Source organism: Rummeliibacillus pycnus (assembly GCF_050459865.1).
Taxonomy (GTDB): domain Bacteria; phylum Bacillota; class Bacilli; order Bacillales_A; family Planococcaceae; genus Rummeliibacillus; species Rummeliibacillus pycnus_B.
Window position 1 is genome coordinate 19,461 of the sequence record NZ_JBCMNM010000005.1, and the last position, 19,591, is coordinate 39,051.

A 19,591-nucleotide genomic window follows, 5' to 3' on the forward strand; every position below is an offset into this window, starting at 1 on the left:
AATGGCTTTGCCTTAAGAGTATTTCGCTCTTTGGGCAAGGCTATTTTTATGGTGTTCAAAACTCAAAAATAAAAGCTTCCATTCCAACGAAGTCCGTTATCCGTTGGAATGAAAGCTTCTTTGCTTAAGAGAAGATGGGAATCATGGGCATGAGGATTGGTCCAGTTCAAAATGCCAAATGATGCTCATACAATTTCTATAAGCTTTTGTCCTAGCCTACTTTTGTAAGCTTTGTTTTAAGTTTACTTCCTGTCCATGACAGTTTCAATTATGTATTGAAAAGCTTAGAAAATGTCACAGATAATTTAAGGAATCACAATCTAAAAACCTAATTCTTTACGTAGAATAGGATCACTTTGCTGCCACATTTCTTCGTTAAAGTTCTTTAAGAATTCTCCTAACACTTGTTTAGAAGACGCATCCATATGATCTAAAATAATGTGTCGTTTCATTGATTTATCCATTTTATTAACATGGTCTGCTAGTATTTTATAGCCTCTACGTTTTTCACGATTAATCACCATTTCGCAAGCTGTTACACCTGCATAATATGCGCCTTCTGGTTTTTGTTCAATGGTAACCCATACTAACCAATATGGTTTTCCACCCTCAGAGTCGGCGCGGTCTACTGTAAATTTAATTCCTTTTTCTACTGCACTACGAGCATGCATAGCACCGACATCAACTTCTGCTGTTTTTTCGTTGATATCGATAATAACCGGTGAAACATTTTCAAGTGATAGTGAACCGATGCCAAATCCTTTGTGGCCATCAGTTGGATTGTTTTTTATAATTGTAAATTCCATTTTTTTAGATTTTTCTTCATTTGCCATTTCGCTAAATCCCTCCGTTCTGTTATTATAACGAATATACACTATATTTTACACGAGGAGGACTTAGAATGCCTGTAGTTACTATTAAAATGATTGAAGGTCGTACAGACGAACAAAAACATAACCTAGTTGAAAAAGTAACAGAAGCCATTTCAGAAACTGTCAATGCTCCAAAAGAAAATGTAACAATTATCATTGAAGAAATGAAAAAAGAACACTATGCTATCGGTGGCGTTCGAAAAAGCGAACAATAATAAATTAATTTTGGATTTATATCGTATACAAAAAGCCACATATAAGTATGTGGCTAGCCTGTAGATGAACTAGAAATATTATAGTTTGTCTACAGTTTTTTTCTTTATTATCTTATACGAGCAAAGTACACCGTTAATTTCCGCTGCGGGTGGCGCTTTCCGCGGGCGAGCGGTGAGCCGCTTCCTTCGCTACGCTCAGTCCAGGGTCTCACCTGTCTCGCTATTCCCGCAGGAGTCGCCACCCTCCGCTCCAATTAACTGAATCGTATTTACAATATTATAATTCTAGCGAATCTTTAAAACCTAGAAGAACATACATTCAAACACTTACAGTAGAAAGTTGTTTTTCCTAATAAACAAAATTCATCTGTTTCTGCCCAAAAGGATTTATGAAATTGATTCATTTGTCTTTTTTAAAAAAAGTAAGTGTATCCGACTGAAAAATCGAATACACTTTTGTTGATCAAAAAATTAGTTGACTTTAATTTGGGAAAGTGTGCCAATTATTTCAAAAGCGTCATCCATTTCTTGTTCTGTAAAATTTAATTTTCCTTTTACGACATGTATCTTTTCAATTTGTTCATTTTTAGGTAATTCATCAAAGTACAACAATGTTGAAACAAGCTCTAAGAATCTTGCACTTTTATTATTCAATATGTCAATAATTTGACCTAAATTTTGTTGCTCCTCGCATAAAGCATTGGAAAAGTCTTCCCCTTTATCTGTTACCTTATAGCAATATTGAACATATGAACCTTTGTCCTCCATTTGTTCTGTTAAAAAGCCCATCGTACATAATTCTTCCACGCGTAATGTAAGTTCTTCTGAATATGGTCCATAAATATGAAAATGATATTTTTCATGGAATGGAAATTGCATTTTCTTTGCGATATAAACCATCTTTTGCAATTTTTTGCGACCAGTGACCTGTCCTGCTAACGACACAAATTGTACTACTTTTGCGTGTTCTTCTAACACATTTTTCTCCTTTCGAGAAGATTTATCCTCTCAACACATTTAGTATTTGTTTTCGTAATGTTTTTTGTTTTCCATTTTGTAGTAACGCATCTTCTGGAAAATATAATTTATGATTTGAACGACGCTTACCTGAAATTGCATCGACAATTTCAGAACAACGGGATAATTCCTTAATGTCTCCATTTGGCATTAACAATTGGATAGGTACTCGTTCTTCCTCTTCACCTGGACGATAGAAATCATACGGTAAATCCGATATCGAATCGTGCACTAAATAATATTTTGGATTCATCCCTGCTTGTATAAATAAATCTTCCAAATCTCTTAGCTTTTCATATTCATTTGCCGGATCGAATTCAATGTATTTAAATAGTTTTCTATTGATAAAGCGACGACTTAAATCACTTAATATAGGATCATTTTCTTTTATCCACATTTGGAAATAGGTCAATAATATACTTTCATCCAGTGAAATATAATCTTCCAATTCAATTTTATTATCAAAAAATGCCTTGAAATGAGTAGGTTCTTGAATGAATTTATAGTTTTCTTTACTTAATTCTTTTGCACGATGCAGGATTTTAGTTAATATTACTTCTGCACTTCGAGATACAGGATGGAAATAGACTTGCCAATACATTTGATAGCGACTCATAATATAATCTTCAACTGCATGCATACCACTCGATTTAATCACTACTTGTTCTTCTTTTGGTCTCATAACGCGTAGTATTCTTTCCATATCAAAATGGCCATAGCTTACGCCAGTAAAATACGCATCTCTTTGTAAATAATCCATGCGGTCTGCATCGATTTGGCTAGAAATCATACTGACAACCTGTTTATTTGCGTATGTTTTAGCAATAACATCTGAAACCTTTTGTGGAAAATCTGAAGCCACACGAGTTAGTACTTCGTTTACTTCGGTGTTTCCCTTGATAATCGCCCTTGTAAATTCTTCATGATCCAAGTCAAAAACATGTTCAAATGCATGCGAAAACGGACCATGGCCTAAATCATGTAATAACGCTGCACATAGTACGACTAGACGTTCACTTTCATTCCATTCGGGTCTGCCCTTGAACACATCATCGACCATTCGACGTACAATTTCATAAACTCCTAAAGAGTGACTAAAACGGCTATGTTCTGCCCCGTGGAATACTAAATATGTTGTCCCAAGTTGTTTAATACGACGTAAACGCTGAAATTCTCTAGTTCCTATTAAATCCCAAATCACTTGATCTCGAACATGAATATAGCGATGTACGGGATCTTTAAATACTTTTTCTTCTGTTAGCTTTTTTGTCGCATAACTCAATTTAAGCACCTCCGCCCACACTCTTAATAAGTTACATAATGTACTATATTATTTCATTATAAATGAAAAAACCACCTTATTAAAAGGTGGAAAAAGTAGTGTTATGAGGATTTTTTTAATACGTTTTTATTATTATCCGATTTTGGATACTAGTTAATCGAGCCATCTCAGTATCTAAATTGATAACAAAAAAATAATTTCCATTCAGATATTTTATGATTTTCTGACCTGAATGATCATCCTCATTTTTATATTTTTTCTTGATAACTTTCAGGTAATTTGTTTTGTGATTTCAATTTGGCGATAATTTTAGGCATTAATTCTTCTTCTGTATGTGCTGCACATGGACGGTTATTTACGATTGTAAATGTTTTACGTAGTCCAGGACCACAATAGGATTGGCATTTAATATCTATTGTTGCATCAGGATCGATTGCTTTTAGCTTTGGAATTAATGTTTTTAAATTAACGGCCTGACATTCATCGCAAACACGAAATTCGTTTGCCATCTTGTCTACAACCCTTTCTATATCTCAGTTTAAAGTCTATGTAATAGTGTATCGCATTTTCTATCTTTCATTCAAGACATAATACTCACAAAGCTATTACAAGTTTATGAATAAAAAATATAAAAACTGTCTAGGCTAATCCTATGAATCAAATAGGAGGTTTCAAAACAATGAAAACAAGACAAGATGCTTGGTTACAAGAAAACGATGAATTATTAGCTGAAGCTGTTTTACGTCATGTTAAGGAAGGAAGTACTCAACTTACTGCTTTTGAAGAAGCAGGCGATGCGTTGAACCGTACTGCTGCTGCTTGCGGTTTCCGTTGGAATGCAGTGGTTCGAAAAAATTATGAGAAAGAACTTTCTCTTGCAAAAAAAGAACGTAAGGAAAGAATGCGTATTTACGGTGCTTCAGCTCGTAGAAGAACGGCTGGACTCTATTTATTACCCAATGAAAAACATCCTGAAGTAACACGCACGATTCCACTTTCTTCAATGTCAATTGATCTAGTTATTGCATACTTAATGCGTCTGCAACAAAGTGATTTTCACGATGAAGAAGTGACTAGATGGCGCCATTTAGCAAATATCGCTAATGATAAAGCATCACGATTGGAAAAAGAAGTGCTCCGTTTAGAGAAAGAACATCGTAATATGAAAAAAGATTATGATCAATTTATGCACGTGATGAATCGTGCAAGACGTTTAATGACACTTGGCACAGAAGATGAACATATAGCGCCAATCTTTACAATGGAGCGAAATGGAAATCTTGTTAAAAAAGAAGATGCATCAGTAGGCGTTGAAGAATAGGCTGTCTTATAAGCCAATAAAAAGCAACAATTAAGTATCTTTAGACAATAAGCCCTTTTCTCAAGAACAACTAAAAATTTTCTTATGAATAATTTAGATTCAAGCAAGAAAGCTGTCCAAAAGTGAGTTTTCCATTACTTTTAGACAGCTTTTTTAATTTTTTTATTATAAAGGATCTGTTAAAACGAGGAAGTTGGTCGGTTCACCCGTGGAAAGGTCCACGATGAGAGCGAACTGATAAAGTATCAACAGTTCAGCATTGATAAATAAATCCATTATTAAAAAGCAAATTTCCCGGGAAATCGACAGGATGTTATAAGAAACTATCTAAATTAATCATCCTTTTGACAGCATAGATTGATTTCTGTCGAGAACTCTTTTTAAATAAAAAGCATATAACTCCATTTCTTCAGTCTGCAATGTTCCCATTTTCAGTTCGTTGCATAAAGATGCTAATAACCTCTGTAAGTCTATCACTGTTTTTTGTACAGTTAGCGGTTCATCTAGTAATTCAGATAAAGAAGCCATCACTTCCGGTTGAATATCTGGATATATAAATTTCGTTTCTTCACCTTGCAAACTGATTTGATAAAAATCTCTTACAAGTTTTGCTCTTTCCACTCCGCTACCTTCAATACAAAGATAGATTTGCACCGCAATTCCTTGGCGCAATCGCCGTTGTGAAATCCCCGCAAATTTTTTCCCATCAATACTTAGATCATATGAACCTGGACAGTATGAACCCACAATTTCATATGCTTCAATTTTATCTGCAACCTGTGGAAATAATCGCTTGATCAATTCGACCATAATATTGTAACCTGTATTAATATCTATTTTGTCCTCTTGTTCAGACATAACAATTGAAATATTTAATACACCAGGGTCTAACACAACAGCTAGTCCACCAGAGTTACGAACAATTGTTGTGAAACCTCTATTATTTAATAATTCCATACCTTCTTGAATATGCGGTAAACGGTGGTCTTGAATGCCCAGAACAACCGTTTCATCATGAACCCATGTACGAATGGTTGCAGGTGATTGGCCCTGACCTACCAATTGGCAAAGTGTATCGTCCGCTGCAAATGATTCTAATGGCGAATGACCTTTCCCACTAACAGATTGATCCCAAAAACGCCATATTGATTGTTGTAAATAATCCTTCATCGATCGGTCTCCTGAATTAATTTTATGTTTGTATAGTAAGCATACAATATTTAGCCAAATATCTCATGTCAAATTCGTGAAACTAAAGCGTTGTTGATACTTCTACATCGCATTTATGTTAAAATTTATGTGAATGATTCTCAATAAAAAGGAGTGTCCACACTTATGATCGAAGCAGCACAAACACTAGATGGCTGGTATGTATTACATGATTTCCGCTCAATTGATTGGGCTTCTTGGAAGTTAGTTTCAGAAGAAGAACGTCAAGCAGCAGTTGATGAATTTATTAATTATCTAGAAAAAATTAATGAAGCGGATATAGCGAAAACAGGTAGCCACGCTTTCTACTCTATTCTTGGTCAAAAAGCAGATTTCATGCTAATGACAATGCGCGAAACAATGGAAGAACTACAAGATCTTGAAAACGAATTCAACAAATTAGCTATCGCTGATTTTACAATTCCAACCTATTCTTATGTATCTGTTGTTGAACTTTCTAACTACCTAGCTGGAAAACCAGCAGGAGACGAACCAGCAGAAGATCCATACCAAAATCCACATGTACGTGCACGTTTATATCCTGAACTACCACGATGGGAACATATTTGCTTCTATCCAATGGACAAACGCCGTCAAAAAGGTGCAAACTGGTACATGATGGAAATGGATGCACGTCGTGAATTAATGCGATCTCACGGCTTAATAGGCCGCAGCTATGCAGGTAAAGTAAAACAAATCATCTCTGGTTCTATCGGATTTGATGACCATGAATGGGGTGTAACTTTATTTGCACATGACGTTTTAGAATTTAAAAAATTAATTTACGAAATGCGCTTCGATGAAGTTTCTGCTCGTTATGCTGAATTTGGCGAATTCTTCGTTGGTAATTTTATGGATAACGATAAACTAGTTAAATTCTTAGCTGTAAAATAATTAATTATCAAATAGTCCAGCTCTCCTCTTAAATGAGATGAGCTGGACTATTTTAATACGCGAAGCGCTTATCCAATTCGGCAAGCTTTTCAATAATACTTTCTTCTATTAATGTATCATCTTCAATACTTTCATCAGCATAATGTGATAACAGCGGATGCTGTCCGATCATGACACTATGTTGAGCATTTTCAAACATCGTAATATCATTCGCATCATTGCCGAAAGCAATATACTTTCCTTTTCTTACACCTAGTTTTTGTAGTGCACTCCATTTATGAATACCACATGGGCTAATATCTAATATACCCTCTTGATGATGGGTATGTATAATGACATCTAATTTATCCAACTTTTTTCGTAAGGTCGCCATATTATAGGAAGTAAGAATAGCTATCTTTACAACATGTTCTAACTTTTCTAATGATCTATTTACTGCAAGTCTTTTGGTGTCTAAATTTTTTAAGATAGGGTGATCTACTGGACCAGTATAGGAATAATCCCATTCGCTATCAATTAGATACGTAGCATGATATTCTGCCATTAGTCTTTTTATATGCTCTAGGGTAATATCATCGAACTCCGCATTTTGCTTCACATTTCCATTCTCACATATTAAAGATCCATTTCCACCTATCATCTTATAACCATGGAATCTTTTATGTAATACTGGTAACATATCACGAATTGGACGAGCAGAAGCAAAAATCACCTCATGTCCTTTTTCTGTTAAGTGCTCTAAACTATATAAAATAGGTTCAGCAACGGGCTTACCTTCAAAACAAATCGTACCATCTAAATCAAAAACAAACTGCATATGAACGAACACTTCTTTCTGTATTATTACATCAATTACATTCTGACCCTACTTGAAAGTATACAAAAGAATCCATCTTTTTTCTTTCTAGTCACATTTGAAGGGACGTTTCATTTTATAAAATTATTTCCCTAGTTCCGACAAATTTATACACATATTATGGTTCTTAATTTCTTTAATTTTCATATATAAAGAAGAGGAGGTTATGTAATGCCTGTTGTGAAATCAACTCCAAGAGAACTGGTTTTATTAGCTAGACTCATCGGGCAAAGGTTATGAAACAACCACACAGAGCTACTTTTACCAACGAGCAAGTGATTCAGTTCAAAAGTTGGTCTAACGTGTGATTAATGGCGAACGTTTCCATCCTGCTACCCGAGCTTTATGGTTTTTCCGCCCTGAAGGTGATTGCGCAGATAACTGGTATGGCCAATGAAACGCTGGCCACTATAAAGCCCATTGCTTCTTTGCCCCATCAGTAGAGGATTGCCCACAAGTATAATAATTTGAAAGGAAGATGTTATGGTTCAATATTATTGGACACCCAATTATCCTACTGGTACACCGAATTATCCTAGTGGTACTCCACCATTTCCACCAGGTACCTCACAAGTGCCTCCTGGGCAACCTGGAACACCACTATTCCCAGCAAGAGAGCAATCATACATTGAAAATATTTTACGTTTAAATCGTGGAAAACCGGGGAATTTCCACTTTTCTTTCGAACATGCAGTATCTCCTACTGGAAACACCCTCACTGTAAGAGGAGTTGTTGAAGCTGCAGGACGAGATCATGTTATTTTACGAGAACTCGCAACGGATCATCGATATCTCTTCCCAATGATTTACTTTGACTATGCAGAATTTGACGAGCAAATGAATTACTTCCCTCAAACCCCATAAACATAAAAAATGCCCTGTGGTTTTTAAAAAACACAGGGCATTTTTACGTTTCTATTTAATTTCAAAATTTCACTAAAAACATTTTTACAATTAGCATTTTACATTTTTGGCCAAACTATTTTCCGATTTTCAAAGCAGATAAAATGACTAATAGCCATGAAATTAAGAATAGTACACCGCCGATTGGTGTAATCGCACCTAATACTTTAATTTGAGTAACAGCTAAAACATAAAGACTACCTGAGAACAAAATAACGCCTATGAACATTAGAATCCCAGCTCTTGATAAAAGTGGAGTTGGACCAATTAGACCTTTACTCATTAGAATACCAATTACAATCAAACCAACTGCATGGAACATTTGATATTGGACAGCTGTCTCCCAAACAGCAGCATACTGTTCAGTTAGGACATTTTTTAATGCATGGGCACCAAATGCACCGAATGCTACTGCTAGAAACGCAAATACAGCGCCTGAGATAATATTAAATTTCATAATTTTTTACATTCCCTTCTAGAAATCAAAAATAGAATCACCATTAGCATCGTCTTCTTCAAGCTTGTTTGCTGTTAAAGATTGAGGAACCTGCATAGAAGTTTGCTGTGGTAGCAATTTTACAGTATCCTGCATCATTTTAGGAATACTATCATTCTTTGCTAATTGAGATTCCTCATTATGTAATGCTACATCACATAATGCACGAATAGCAGCAAATTCTTCACGCATTTGTGCCTCACTTTTTACTGATTGCACTTGAGCTATATGTTTTGCTAATTCTGCTACAATTGCTTCATAAGAAATCATTTTTCTTTACCACTCTCTTTCAAATCAAACTTCAAGCAATCCATACCTGACGAATTTTTTACTACTACCGATGGAACCGCTTTGCTTTTGAATTGATAGGCACGACACCCTCTAGGTGTATTTTGATCCCAAGTTACGAAAAAGTGTCTACATTTAAAACAACTCGGTTGCATGTTATGTCCCCTTTTAAGTTCGTTCAAGTGTATTGAAAATACTATATTAATACAAAAATTTAAAGTGAAAATCTGATTTTGCCCGAAGTGGAATCAGCTTCGCTTTCCGCGGGCGAGCGGTGAGCCTCCTCGGCTGCAAACTTGCCTGTGGGGTCTCACCTGTCTCGCTTTCTCGCAGGAGTCTACGCTGATTCCACTTCAACATAGATAGCCCTACAAAATTTTTATGAAAAATGTTCTACCATTTAAACTTTTTCAGTTAGTACTTCATTTCACTCTACCATGATTGTACTCTTACGTGAAGTGCTAGGGCTTAGTGTTTACTCAACCTACTCACTATTTTGACAAATCAAAGTCGATTGGTTGTTGACCCCATTCGATAAGCTGACTGTTAATTTTAGAATAAGGACGGCTACCAAAGAAACCTCGATATGCACTTAGGGGGCTTGGATGTGGTGCTTTAATCATAACATGTCGACTTGTATCAATGAGTCGTTCTTTTTGCTGAGCAGGTCTCCCCCATAGCACAAAGACAATTGGTTCTTCACGTTCGGAAAGCTTTTGTATGACTGTATCCGTGAATAGCTCCCACCCATGATCCTTGTGTGAATGCGCTTGGTGAGCACGAACCGATAACACCGTGTTTAATAACAACACACCTTGCTCTGCCCATTTAATTAACGTACCATCACGTGGAATAGCGTAGCCTAAATCATCATTTAATTCCTTGAACATATTTTGTAAGCTCGGTGGATGTGGAACGCCTGGCTTCACTGAAAAACTCATCCCATGTGCTTGCCCTGGTCCATGATAAGGATCCTGTCCTAATATAACGACTTTTACTTTATGGTAAGGCGTATAGCGAAAGGCACTCCACATATCTTCCATTGGTGGATAAACTGTTTCTGTGAAATATTCCTGTTTCAAAAACTCTTGTAATTGTAAATAATAGGGCTTCTCAAATTCTGCACCGAGTACCTCTTGCCAATCATTATCAAAAATAATCTTCGTCATTCACTTACTTCTCCTTAAATTTTACTGTTACATCGTATCCAACTAAAGAAAACATTTCAGCGACTGAATTTTTAGCATTTTTTTCTGCAGTTTTGAGTATCCCTTGAGCTGTTGCTTCCTCAATCATTTGTTTTTTTGCATCTGCTGCTAGACTATAAGCTTCTTTCATATCTGGTTTACTACGAAATAGTCCTTCGCTAGAGAAAACTTGTACTTTATTAAAGTTAATTTCTGGTTCGCCTAAAATTTTAGCGGCTGGTAAAGTAATCGTAGCTGTTTTATGCTTTTCATCAATATCAATGCTTTTTTCGCTTACTCCTGAAAAATCAACTCCAGCCTTTACTCCGCCTGGAATAACAACCAATAGTTCACGTTTGGTTCCTGGAATATCAACACCTATTTCTTTCCCAAAGAGCTCATTATTTTCACGTTCAATCATGACCTTCGTATAAGCCTCCGCAGTTGTGAGCTGATTGAGATTTTGGATTTTTTCAACAAGTGAACCCTTTTGTTCTGCAAAACTATTTCCCTGTAGTAATTTCCATGTAGCAAAAGGTAAGATTAAAATCGCTAATATAATAATAATCGCAGTCCATATATACCATTTTTTAAATAACCCGATTAGTAAACTTTTTCTAAATCGTATACGAGAACTAGTAGCAGCTTCCATGATCGTCGCTGCTTGCTGCTCCTCTAAATGAAAGTCTTTTAGCACTTTTTCTAGCTCTTTATTTTTTCTTGTCATAGACTTCCCTCTTTTCTTTCTAACATTATACCTTTCTATTACTCTACTTTCTTTAATTGTAGCGAAAAAATCGACTTTTTGTCGAAATGTATGGTTACACAAAAATATTTCTTTTTTTACCAAAAATCATTTACGATACTACTGGAGGGATTTATATGGCAAATTCACAGTGGAAAGAAAAGTTAAGAAAGGTAACAGATACAACTGAAAATGCGAAATATGTACCTGAAAAAGCAAAGTCAGTTGGTATAGTCTTCTTTTATGTATTTTTTGCAATTATCATTGCTATGTTACTATTTTTTGTGATTGGTTTATTCCAACAAACTCATTATATTGCTGGTTGTGTTATAGCCATCATTAGTATCAGTTGTCTATACTTTTTATGGAAGATTATTCAGGCAGATTCACTCGAAAACAAAAACTGACCACATTAAATTTATGATTTTTGACTATTTTATTCTAGCCAGTTTTATACATATAATAAAAGTTAATCAAGATACAAATGTACCGCTTATTACAAAGCGATTAATGGGTAACCTACAATAGTTGTTGTCCGAAAAATTAGATAAAGGGGTCTTCAATATGTCATTGAAAAAAACTTTAACAATTGCTGGTTCTGACGCATCGGGTGGTGCTGGTTTACAAGCTGATTTAAAAACTTTCCAAGAACACGGCACATATGGTATGGTCGCTGTCACTGTAATTGCTACAATGGATCCAGATAACAACTGGTCTCATGGTGTATACACATTACCAACCGATGTTTTGCAAGCACAATTAAAAACAACTTTCTCTACAGGTATTGATGCATTAAAAACAGGTATGTTATCAACAGAAGAAGTCATCCAAACTTCAGGTGAAGGGATTAAAGCTTCTGGTGTAAAAAATGTAGTCATTGATCCGGTTATGGTATGTAAAGGTGAAGATGAAGTACTAAATCCTGGTAATGTCGATGCTATGATCACATACTTACTTCCACTTGCATTAGTTACAACTCCAAACTTATTTGAAGCAGGACAATTAGCAGGTATGAAAACGCCTAAAAACATTGACGAAATGAAAGCAGCTGCTGAAAAAATCCACGAACTTGGTGCAAAAAACGTTGTTATTAAAGGTGGCCGTTCAATCGATCCAAATAAAGCGTTCGACTTATACTATGATGGTGAAAAATACTATTTATTGGAAACACCAAAAATTGATACAACTTATAACCACGGTGCAGGCTGTACTTTTGCTGCTGCTATTACAGCAAATCTTGCAAATGGGCTTGATGTTAAAGAAGCAGTTGTAGAGGCAAAAGGATTTGTTGCCGCTGCCATTACTCATGGTTGGAAATTAAACCAATTTGTAGGACCTGTTATGCATGGTGCAGAAGGCGTTTACGGCGCTTCAGAAGTTACAGTTACTGAAATTTAATAGCTATTGTGCGAAAATGATAGCTTAACAAAACAGAGCTTCCACTCCATTTTAGGGTGGAAGCTTCTTTTTCATTTTATGATAGGACAAAAATTAAATATGCATTTTAATACCATTTTTTATATTGAATCTTCCGTCTTCCCCATGTATAAATTGTACTCAACAACAATCCAGCAGACATCAAGATTCCCGCTACCGCTGTTATTAAGCAAATCCATTCGTATATTGAATAACCGAAGATCTTCGTCCAATCATAATGATCATTCCATTCAATAACGACCAGATTCATACCAAAAATCCCAGATATAACTGAGAACATCGTTAAGATAAATAGTAATTGGTTTTGTCTTTGATCTGCAGTCTTTTGTTGATTAACATAAAGTGCGTCGAGCGTTTTGGCTACATCACCGAATAATTCATCAATTCGAAAGATACTCCGTAACCTCTTTGCCGTTTCTCGACTCGAGGAACGACTACTGACTTCTTGAAAATAAAATTTAGAGGAGAACATCGTGATTTGTGTCATTAACTTTTCAATATATATCTCGTCTTTTTTCCAGGCCAACTCACTATACCTGAATGATAATTCTAATAACGTTAACTTATAAAAATAATGAAGCAATACATTATAATAATGTATTCCCATAAATCTCACTCTGGCTTTCTCCTTCAACACATCATCTGCTTGCCGAAAAACAATGGTTGTTTGAACATGTTCTGTCGTTATATCACATAATTTTGGCATATAACGATTATTGATCTTCGTCTTTAAATACTCTTCCATATGTTCGGTATTTCCTGCAGAAATCAATGGTATGTCAGCCTCTGTATAACCATCTAATTGACTTGCTCGGTACAACTGTTCAATGGGTAACTGATCTTCATTTACTTCAATATAACTTGAAACGAGCATTCGCTCATCTTCAAAAAAAGGTAAGCTACCATAGTAACCATTTCGTATTTCATCATGAATGATATATGGCTGAATTTCTGGACATAGATAAAGCATGATAAAATCGTTTATGCTATGAAATGTAAAAGAAGATACATACAGTCGAACTCCTCTTTCATCCAAGGATTTCGGCTCAAGGATTCGAAAATGATGCATAAAATCAAGTGTTTCAGACAAGGAATAACCTTCTCCTAATTCAATTCGAATTGTCACAAAGCCCACTCCAAATGGACAAAGAACAACGTCCACACTTAAAATTTGAAAAGTATAATGTCGATCGTGTATAACCAACTCACCTTTTTTAGGCACAGTTTTTGAAAAACGGCGAAAAGCATCGTCTTCTAAACAATCCGGAAAAAGTCGGCGTTCTATGTAAGGCAAAAAATGCTGATTTAATGCAATGTTTGAAATATGAATGTCCCCATAATACGCTGACTGCTGGTCTTCGTCCTGTAAGTCAAAAAATTTATAGCCGTTAGCTAATAATTCTTCTGCTAACTGCTTATCCTTTTTTGCTATAAATAAAAAAGGCATCATAGATGTCATCAATGCTTTAGAAATATTACTTTCCTCATCTACATTTGGTATGGTTAGCTTCATCCTGATCATCTCCTAACACTAGTATTCCCATAGATACTTTGTTTATAAACATTGATTGGATAATCGATGTACCTTCTATCTTTTTATTCATTAAGTAAAGCCATTGCATAAAATAGACTTCTATTATTCTAAAAAGTGCTTAGCAATCGCTTTTATAAAAAGAATTCTCTATACTATAGAATAGATTCTATCTGTGGAAGGAGCTTTTAGATGGAAATAGTAGATACACAAAAACTACAAGAACTTCTTAATTCCTTTGCGAATAAAGATGTCTATATACACTTAGAAACAACGAATGGTGCATATGCAAGTCATTTCGATGAAAAAGTGTTTAATGCGGGAACTTTTATACGTAATGTAAAATTACGTTATGAATTAGGTAAAGTAACGCTAGATGCACCTCACCGTGTTGGTTTGAAATTACATGATGACGGCTGGTTATATGCACAGGGTATTACACACTACGAATTAGATGAACAAAATCGCTTATTAATGGCTGGTCATGGTTACGATGGCAAGTTGGCTGTTGCTTTAGAAATTAGCGAAACACCATTTGCATACTAGAAGGAGTTGATTTTTTGATGCTACAACCTGAACGTCAAATACTAGTCGTGTTCCCTCATCCTGATGATGAAGCATTTGGAGTATCTGGAACATTGGCACAATATGCACAAGCTGGTACACCGATTACATATGCTTGTCTTACTTTAGGCGAAATGGGCCGTAATCTCGGGAACCCTCCTTTCACAACACGTGAAGGACTACCACTTATCCGTAAAGAAGAATTAAAAGCTTCCTGTGAAGCCATCGGAATTAAGGATTTGCGTATGATGGGCTTACGTGATAAAACAGTTGAATTTGAAGATGATGAAAAAATGGTTCAAATGATGACCAACTTAATCAATGAACTAAACCCTTCATTAATCATTACTTTCTATCCAAACTATGCTGTACACCCTGATCACGAGGCAACTGCAAGAGCTGTTGTCCGTGCAGTACGTCGTATTCCAGAAGCAAATCGTCCACGTCTTTACGGTGTTGCATTCGCAAATAATACTTTAGATGATCTTGGTGAACCAGATATCATCAATGATATCCGCGATGTAAAAGACGCGAAATGGAATTCTATGAGTGCTCATATATCACAAACAGGATGGATGCTTCAAGAAGAAACAAAGCGTAGAGACGAAGGCGCAACAGATGAAAATAACTGGTTTGCGATTGAACGCATGTATTCTTATCGTTGGCATGAGGATTTTGAAGAAAGTTTTTAATTTATAGAAAAGAAAGGCTACTGAACAGTTCAGATTTATATCAACTGTTTGGGTAGCCTTTTTTGCACTATGTTTATGCAATTTTATACTTTCTGTTGATGATTTTTGTGTTACTAAACGTTCCCCGACTATTTGCGGAGGTTACTGCGACCTATTTTGGCGTAGTAATCGTAACTACAGTTCGCTATTGTTGTTTTATTTTAGTAGTTTGAATGCAGCATTGACGAAAATATTCACACCATATTGTAAGGCATCATCATCTACATCAAATTTTGGATGATGATGTGGATATGTGATTCCTTTTTCTTCATTACGTGAACCAATCATGAAAAAGGTACCTGGTTTTTCGTTTAAGAATGCTGAGAAATCTTCTCCACCCATTCTAGGTCCTTGAATTGAAATCGCTTCATCTCCATAAAGTTCTCTTACTGAATCTTCGATGACTTTGGTAATTTGGTGATCTGTTATGACTGGATCATATCCATACTCATAATCTAATTCATACGTAGCTCCATGCGCTTCTGTTACCCCTTTAATAACACGTTCGATACGCTCTTTCGCTTTGGCTCTTAGTTCTCCTCCAAAACTTCTGACAGTTGCACTGAGTTCCACTGAATCAGCAATCACATTAGATGCTACTCCTCCAGAAATTTTACCCACTGTAATAACGAAGCTTTCTAATGGATCAATATTACGTGACACGATATGTTGTAAATTTGTAATTACTTGCGCTGCAATAGCTATACTATCAACTGTTTGATGTGGAGAAGCACCATGGCCACCAAATCCTTGGATTTTTAAATTAAATCCATCAGGTGATGCCATCATTGGGCCATAAACAATTCCAATTTTCCCTACTGGTGTGTCCGACATAACATGAGCTCCAATGACTACATCAACACCCTCCATTACACCTGCAGCAACCATTTCTTTTGCGCCACCTGGCAACGTCTCTTCAGCATGTTGGAAGAAAAATCGAATTTCACCTTTAATTTGATCTTGCATTGTTGTCAAAATTTTCACTGTACCCAATAGCATAGCTGTATGTGCATCATGACCGCAAGCATGCATAACACCAGGATTTTCGGATGCAAATTCTAATCCTGTTTGTTCTTGAATTGGTAAAGCATCCATATCTGCACGAATCCCTAAAACTTTACCTGGTTGTGAACCGATTAAACGAGCCATCACACTTGTTTTCGTTGGTCTAGTAATCTCTAAATTGCCAAATTCGGATAGTTTATCATAGATAAATTGAGACGTATTCACTTCTTGAAAGGATAACTCCGGATGTTGATGTAAATAATGTCTCCATGCGACTACTTCCTTTACAATCTCTTGAAAATTCACCTTTGTTTGATGTAAAACATTCATTCATTTTCCCCTCCAATTTGATAATTCTTTAAAAATCCATTCGTTAATAGATGTAGATAGAATTTATTTTCATAAAAAGTTGTTAAATCTACATCTTTCACTATATGTTTAGTGGTAAAGAGAATATCACATATCTATAATTTCTCCTTTTAGATAGTTATCCCTTTTAGAATATCTTTTTTATGTGCAACTAAATCAATCTCATAAATCCATTTTTTTGTTTTTGGCCTCAATTTCCTCGTTGAAGTCTGTATCGCGTAGCTCACTTCGACTTAGTAGCACTCCAGTTTAGGTTAATGAAAAAATGTTTACATTCAATTAATAATAGTATAAATCTGCTTTCGCATGATGTGGAATTAGTTTCGCTTTCCCGCAGGAGTCTTCGCTAATTCCACATCAACAAAGATAGCTATACAAGATTTTAATTATGAATTTTGCATTATGAAATTGATTCAACTAAAAAAGCATCGATGAAAATATCTTTTTCATCGATGCTTCTTTTAAACCTTTTTTAGATAACCATGATTCAAACAAAAACCAAGCATAAACTTTTTCATTCCTACTGACTCAAATTCAATTTCAATCGAATCTGCAGCTAAACTCGTAATTCGCCCAACTCCATATAAATGATGAGCTACTTGAATACCTAGATCTAGTTCTGATTCATCAGTAATAGCATTTTCTAAAATTGGTCTATATTTAGGTTGTGTGGTCTTTTTCTTTTCCATCAGATCCCAATTCTCTTCAGGTGCAATAATTTTCCTCACGTTTTGTACAAAACGTGATTCTTTCACATGAGCACCATTCCGAACATTATAGGTTAATAATTCTAGATGGTGACGCGCTCGTGTCATTCCGACATAAAAGAGACGTGTAGCTTCTTCCATTTCTTCGATATTCCCTATTTCATATTCTTTTATGTCTTCGTTATTTGGGATAATTCCTTCAATTAAATCGATCATATACACACGGTCATATTCCAACCCTTTAGCACTATGCAATGTTGATAGAGTAATAACATCTTGTCCTTTGTACTTTTTCGACGTACGCATAAGCTGTTCAATATCTTTTAAACGATAGGCAAAAGACTCGAGAGTGGGTAGTTCTTTCGAAATTTGCTCTAATGTATTTAAAATATCAAACAAGTTTTCTTCATTCATCCGTAGATGCTCCGCTGCATTTTGAAGAGATTTGTCATACCCTAAATCTTGGCGAATCGTTTGGATGGCTTCATAGGGTTCCTGCATTTGAAGCTTGCGAATGGTTTGCTTTACCCGTTTCAACACTTGCTCTTGATATGGAGCATGGATGATTGTTTGTAAACGGTCAAATACCGATTCTTTGTTCACATGATTTTGCAATTGTACCATTTGATTTTTCTTAATATAGGCATTGATCTTCGTATAAACCTTTTCTAAAATATCTACTCGCGAATCATTATACGATAGACGCATAATATTCAAGATATCTTCCACAATCCAGTGATGGAAAAATTTTAATTCAACATCTTTCATATAAAAAGGGATACCTTCTTCAAAAAGCTTATTAACAAAAAGAATAGCTGAATTATTATTACGATATAAAATAGCAACCTCACATGGATTGTCCGCTTTTTGTAATTCATCCACAACATAATTCAATTGCAAATCGTAACGTTTTACATTATGAATTTCGATTGATTCACCTGAAGCATTTTCAGTAAACATTTTCTTTGGATATCGATTACGATTGCGTTTGATAAATTCATTTGCTGTATCTACAATTTCTGGAGTGGATCGATAGTTTTGTGCCATTGTTACCGTTTTAGCATTTGGATAGATTTTTTTAAAGTTCAGCAGCTTTCGTACATCTGCTCCTCGCCACTTGAAAATCGATTGATCATCATCTGCCACGACACAAATATTAAATTGGGGGGCTGCTAAAAGATAGATAATTTCATGCTGTATAACCGAGTTATCTTGACTCTCATCAGTTAAAATATATTCAAACCGTTGCTGGTATTTATTTCGAATAGATTCATCCTCATTTAAAGCTTTATAAGCATATGTCAACATATCATCAAAATCTAGTAGTACCAACTCTGGATTTTGAACCTTATAAGCTTCGTATTGCTTATACATTTCTACTAACCCAGGCATCATGATTTTCTTCTGAACCAGTTCCTCATCAGGAACCATTTTATTTTTCACAAAACTACTGTAAGAAAATAGTTCTTCCATTTCATCTTCAGAAGGGATAGTATTGCGATTCTGTATGAAGATATTCCGAAGAATCGTCTTTTTATCAAAGTGCCCATTACTATTCCCTTCAATAATTTCGAAGTTTTGGTGATGCATTGAGAAATACTCGCGTACAATTTGAAAAGCGATACTATGAATCGTCGAAAAGTGAACTCGATCCTTTATAATAGTAGAAAAAAATTGGTCAAAACGTGCAGCCATATCTACAGCAGAAGCTTTACTAAATGTAATGGCTAAGATTTTATGTGCCGGTACTTTTTTCACCAAAAGTAAATAACCAATTTTCATATTTAATGTAGTTGTTTTCCCTGATCCTGGGGATGCAAGTAATAATAAGGGGCCCTTTGCATAGCGCACAGCTTTTTGCTGCACCTCATTTAAGCATACGCCCGTCAATTCTTGCATCTTATCAAAAAAGTTCATACTTCTCGGACCTTTCTATCGTTTCTGTTATTTCTATTATAACTG

Annotated in this window: 22 protein-coding genes and 1 pseudogene; 9 read left to right on the forward strand and 14 right to left on the reverse strand. The window is 35.4% G+C overall.

Annotated features, from left to right (window positions below; translation table 11 throughout):
* Positions 1-320: 320 nt before the first annotated feature.
* Positions 321-833, reverse strand: a complete 513-nt coding sequence (locus ABE048_RS00775; protein WP_430308578.1) for a YwhD family protein — start codon at positions 831-833, stop codon at positions 321-323.
* 68 nt (positions 834-901) lie between these two features.
* Here ABE048_RS00775 and ABE048_RS00780 point away from each other — a divergent pair, with 68 nt between their 5' ends.
* Positions 902-1,087: a 2-hydroxymuconate tautomerase gene (locus tag ABE048_RS00780; RefSeq protein ID WP_397537001.1), complete on the forward strand. Its 186-nt coding sequence runs from the start codon at positions 902-904 to the stop codon at positions 1,085-1,087.
* A gap of 471 nt (positions 1,088-1,558) precedes the next feature.
* Here the strand turns inward: ABE048_RS00780 and ABE048_RS00785 are convergent, their stop codons facing one another.
* From ABE048_RS00785 to ABE048_RS00795, 3 genes are all read right to left on the reverse strand, one after another.
* Positions 1,559-2,065 carry a YwgA family protein gene (locus ABE048_RS00785; RefSeq protein ID WP_430308579.1) on the reverse strand — a complete coding sequence of 169 codons (507 nt, stop codon included), beginning with the start codon at positions 2,063-2,065 and terminating at the stop codon, positions 1,559-1,561.
* A gap of 22 nt (positions 2,066-2,087) precedes the next feature.
* A complete protein-coding gene (locus tag ABE048_RS00790) occupies positions 2,088-3,386 on the reverse strand; it encodes an HD domain-containing protein (protein ID WP_430308580.1) in 1,299 nt (432 codons plus the stop codon).
* Positions 3,387-3,634: 248 nt separating this feature from the next.
* The gene (locus tag ABE048_RS00795) at positions 3,635-3,895 is read right to left on the reverse strand and encodes a DUF1450 domain-containing protein (RefSeq protein ID WP_430308581.1); all 261 of its coding nucleotides are present in this window, start codon (positions 3,893-3,895) and stop codon (positions 3,635-3,637) included.
* A 170-nt stretch (positions 3,896-4,065) separates the two neighbouring features.
* On the opposite strand from ABE048_RS00795, the gene ABE048_RS00800 reads away from it, so the two are divergent.
* Entirely contained in the window at positions 4,066-4,707 is a 642-nt protein-coding gene (locus tag ABE048_RS00800) for an RsfA family transcriptional regulator (RefSeq protein ID WP_430308582.1), read from the forward strand.
* A gap of 336 nt (positions 4,708-5,043) precedes the next feature.
* Here ABE048_RS00800 and ABE048_RS00805 read toward each other — a convergent pair whose 3' ends face one another.
* Positions 5,044-5,877 (reverse strand): lipoate--protein ligase family protein, encoded by an 834-nt coding sequence (locus ABE048_RS00805; RefSeq protein WP_430308583.1) that lies wholly within the window; start codon positions 5,875-5,877, stop codon positions 5,044-5,046.
* Between the two features lie 165 nt (positions 5,878-6,042).
* Between ABE048_RS00805 and hemQ the strand changes: the two genes are divergently transcribed.
* Entirely contained in the window at positions 6,043-6,810 is a 768-nt protein-coding gene (gene hemQ / locus ABE048_RS00810) for a hydrogen peroxide-dependent heme synthase (RefSeq protein ID WP_430308584.1), read from the forward strand.
* A gap of 52 nt (positions 6,811-6,862) precedes the next feature.
* Here the strand turns inward: hemQ and ABE048_RS00815 are convergent, their stop codons facing one another.
* Complete coding sequence (locus ABE048_RS00815) at positions 6,863-7,627, reverse strand: HAD-IIB family hydrolase (protein WP_430308585.1); 765 nt, start codon at positions 7,625-7,627, stop codon at positions 6,863-6,865.
* Between the two features lie 271 nt (positions 7,628-7,898).
* Here ABE048_RS00815 and ABE048_RS00820 point away from each other — a divergent pair.
* Both ABE048_RS00820 and ABE048_RS00825 read left to right on the forward strand, forming a co-directional pair.
* Positions 7,899-8,129 (forward strand): annotated as a pseudogene (locus tag ABE048_RS00820) (cell wall hydrolase); the annotation flags it as partial.
* A gap of 20 nt (positions 8,130-8,149) precedes the next feature.
* Entirely contained in the window at positions 8,150-8,530 is a 381-nt protein-coding gene (locus tag ABE048_RS00825; protein WP_430308586.1) for a spore coat protein GerQ, read from the forward strand.
* 115 nt (positions 8,531-8,645) lie between these two features.
* Here ABE048_RS00825 and ABE048_RS00830 read toward each other — a convergent pair whose 3' ends face one another.
* The 5 genes from ABE048_RS00830 to ABE048_RS00850 form a co-directional block, all read right to left on the reverse strand.
* A complete protein-coding gene (locus tag ABE048_RS00830) occupies positions 8,646-9,026 on the reverse strand; it encodes a DUF423 domain-containing protein (RefSeq protein ID WP_430308587.1) in 381 nt (126 codons plus the stop codon).
* Between the two features lie 18 nt (positions 9,027-9,044).
* A complete protein-coding gene (locus ABE048_RS00835) occupies positions 9,045-9,335 on the reverse strand; it encodes a YwdI family protein (protein WP_430308588.1) in 291 nt (96 codons plus the stop codon).
* Complete coding sequence (locus tag ABE048_RS00840) at positions 9,332-9,508, reverse strand: uracil-DNA glycosylase (RefSeq protein WP_430308589.1); 177 nt, start codon at positions 9,506-9,508, stop codon at positions 9,332-9,334. The genes ABE048_RS00835 and ABE048_RS00840 overlap by 4 nt, the downstream gene beginning before the upstream one ends.
* 336 nt (positions 9,509-9,844) lie before the next feature.
* The gene (locus ABE048_RS00845) at positions 9,845-10,522 is read right to left on the reverse strand and encodes a uracil-DNA glycosylase (protein WP_430308590.1); all 678 of its coding nucleotides are present in this window, start codon (positions 10,520-10,522) and stop codon (positions 9,845-9,847) included.
* A gap of 4 nt (positions 10,523-10,526) precedes the next feature.
* On the reverse strand, positions 10,527-11,267 hold the full coding sequence (locus ABE048_RS00850; protein WP_430308591.1) for a DUF4230 domain-containing protein: 741 nt from the start codon (positions 11,265-11,267) through the stop codon (positions 10,527-10,529).
* A gap of 155 nt (positions 11,268-11,422) precedes the next feature.
* Here ABE048_RS00850 and ABE048_RS00855 point away from each other — a divergent pair, with 155 nt between their 5' ends.
* A complete protein-coding gene (locus ABE048_RS00855) occupies positions 11,423-11,692 on the forward strand; it encodes a hypothetical protein (protein ID WP_430308592.1) in 270 nt (89 codons plus the stop codon).
* A gap of 157 nt (positions 11,693-11,849) precedes the next feature.
* Entirely contained in the window at positions 11,850-12,683 is an 834-nt protein-coding gene (gene thiD, locus ABE048_RS00860; protein ID WP_430308593.1) for a bifunctional hydroxymethylpyrimidine kinase/phosphomethylpyrimidine kinase, read from the forward strand.
* A 106-nt stretch (positions 12,684-12,789) separates the two neighbouring features.
* Here thiD and ABE048_RS00865 read toward each other — a convergent pair whose 3' ends face one another.
* Positions 12,790-14,235: a hypothetical protein gene (locus ABE048_RS00865; RefSeq protein WP_430308594.1), complete on the reverse strand. Its 1,446-nt coding sequence runs from the start codon at positions 14,233-14,235 to the stop codon at positions 12,790-12,792.
* 210 nt (positions 14,236-14,445) lie between these two features.
* Here ABE048_RS00865 and ABE048_RS00870 point away from each other — a divergent pair, with 210 nt between their 5' ends.
* Together ABE048_RS00870 and bshB2 are read left to right on the forward strand one after the other, a co-directional pair.
* Positions 14,446-14,799 carry a YojF family protein gene (locus ABE048_RS00870; protein WP_430308595.1) on the forward strand — a complete coding sequence of 118 codons (354 nt, stop codon included), beginning with the start codon at positions 14,446-14,448 and terminating at the stop codon, positions 14,797-14,799.
* Positions 14,800-14,813: 14 nt separating this feature from the next.
* Positions 14,814-15,509 carry a bacillithiol biosynthesis deacetylase BshB2 gene (gene bshB2 / locus ABE048_RS00875; protein ID WP_430308596.1) on the forward strand — a complete coding sequence of 232 codons (696 nt, stop codon included), beginning with the start codon at positions 14,814-14,816 and terminating at the stop codon, positions 15,507-15,509.
* Positions 15,510-15,704: 195 nt separating this feature from the next.
* Here the strand turns inward: bshB2 and ABE048_RS00880 are convergent, their stop codons facing one another.
* Positions 15,705-16,883, reverse strand: a complete 1,179-nt coding sequence (locus ABE048_RS00880; RefSeq protein ID WP_430308597.1) for an amidohydrolase — start codon at positions 16,881-16,883, stop codon at positions 15,705-15,707.
* A gap of 500 nt (positions 16,884-17,383) precedes the next feature.
* Positions 17,384-19,546: an ATP-dependent helicase gene (locus ABE048_RS00885; RefSeq protein WP_430308598.1), complete on the reverse strand. Its 2,163-nt coding sequence runs from the start codon at positions 19,544-19,546 to the stop codon at positions 17,384-17,386.
* Positions 19,547-19,591 lie beyond the last annotated feature (45 nt).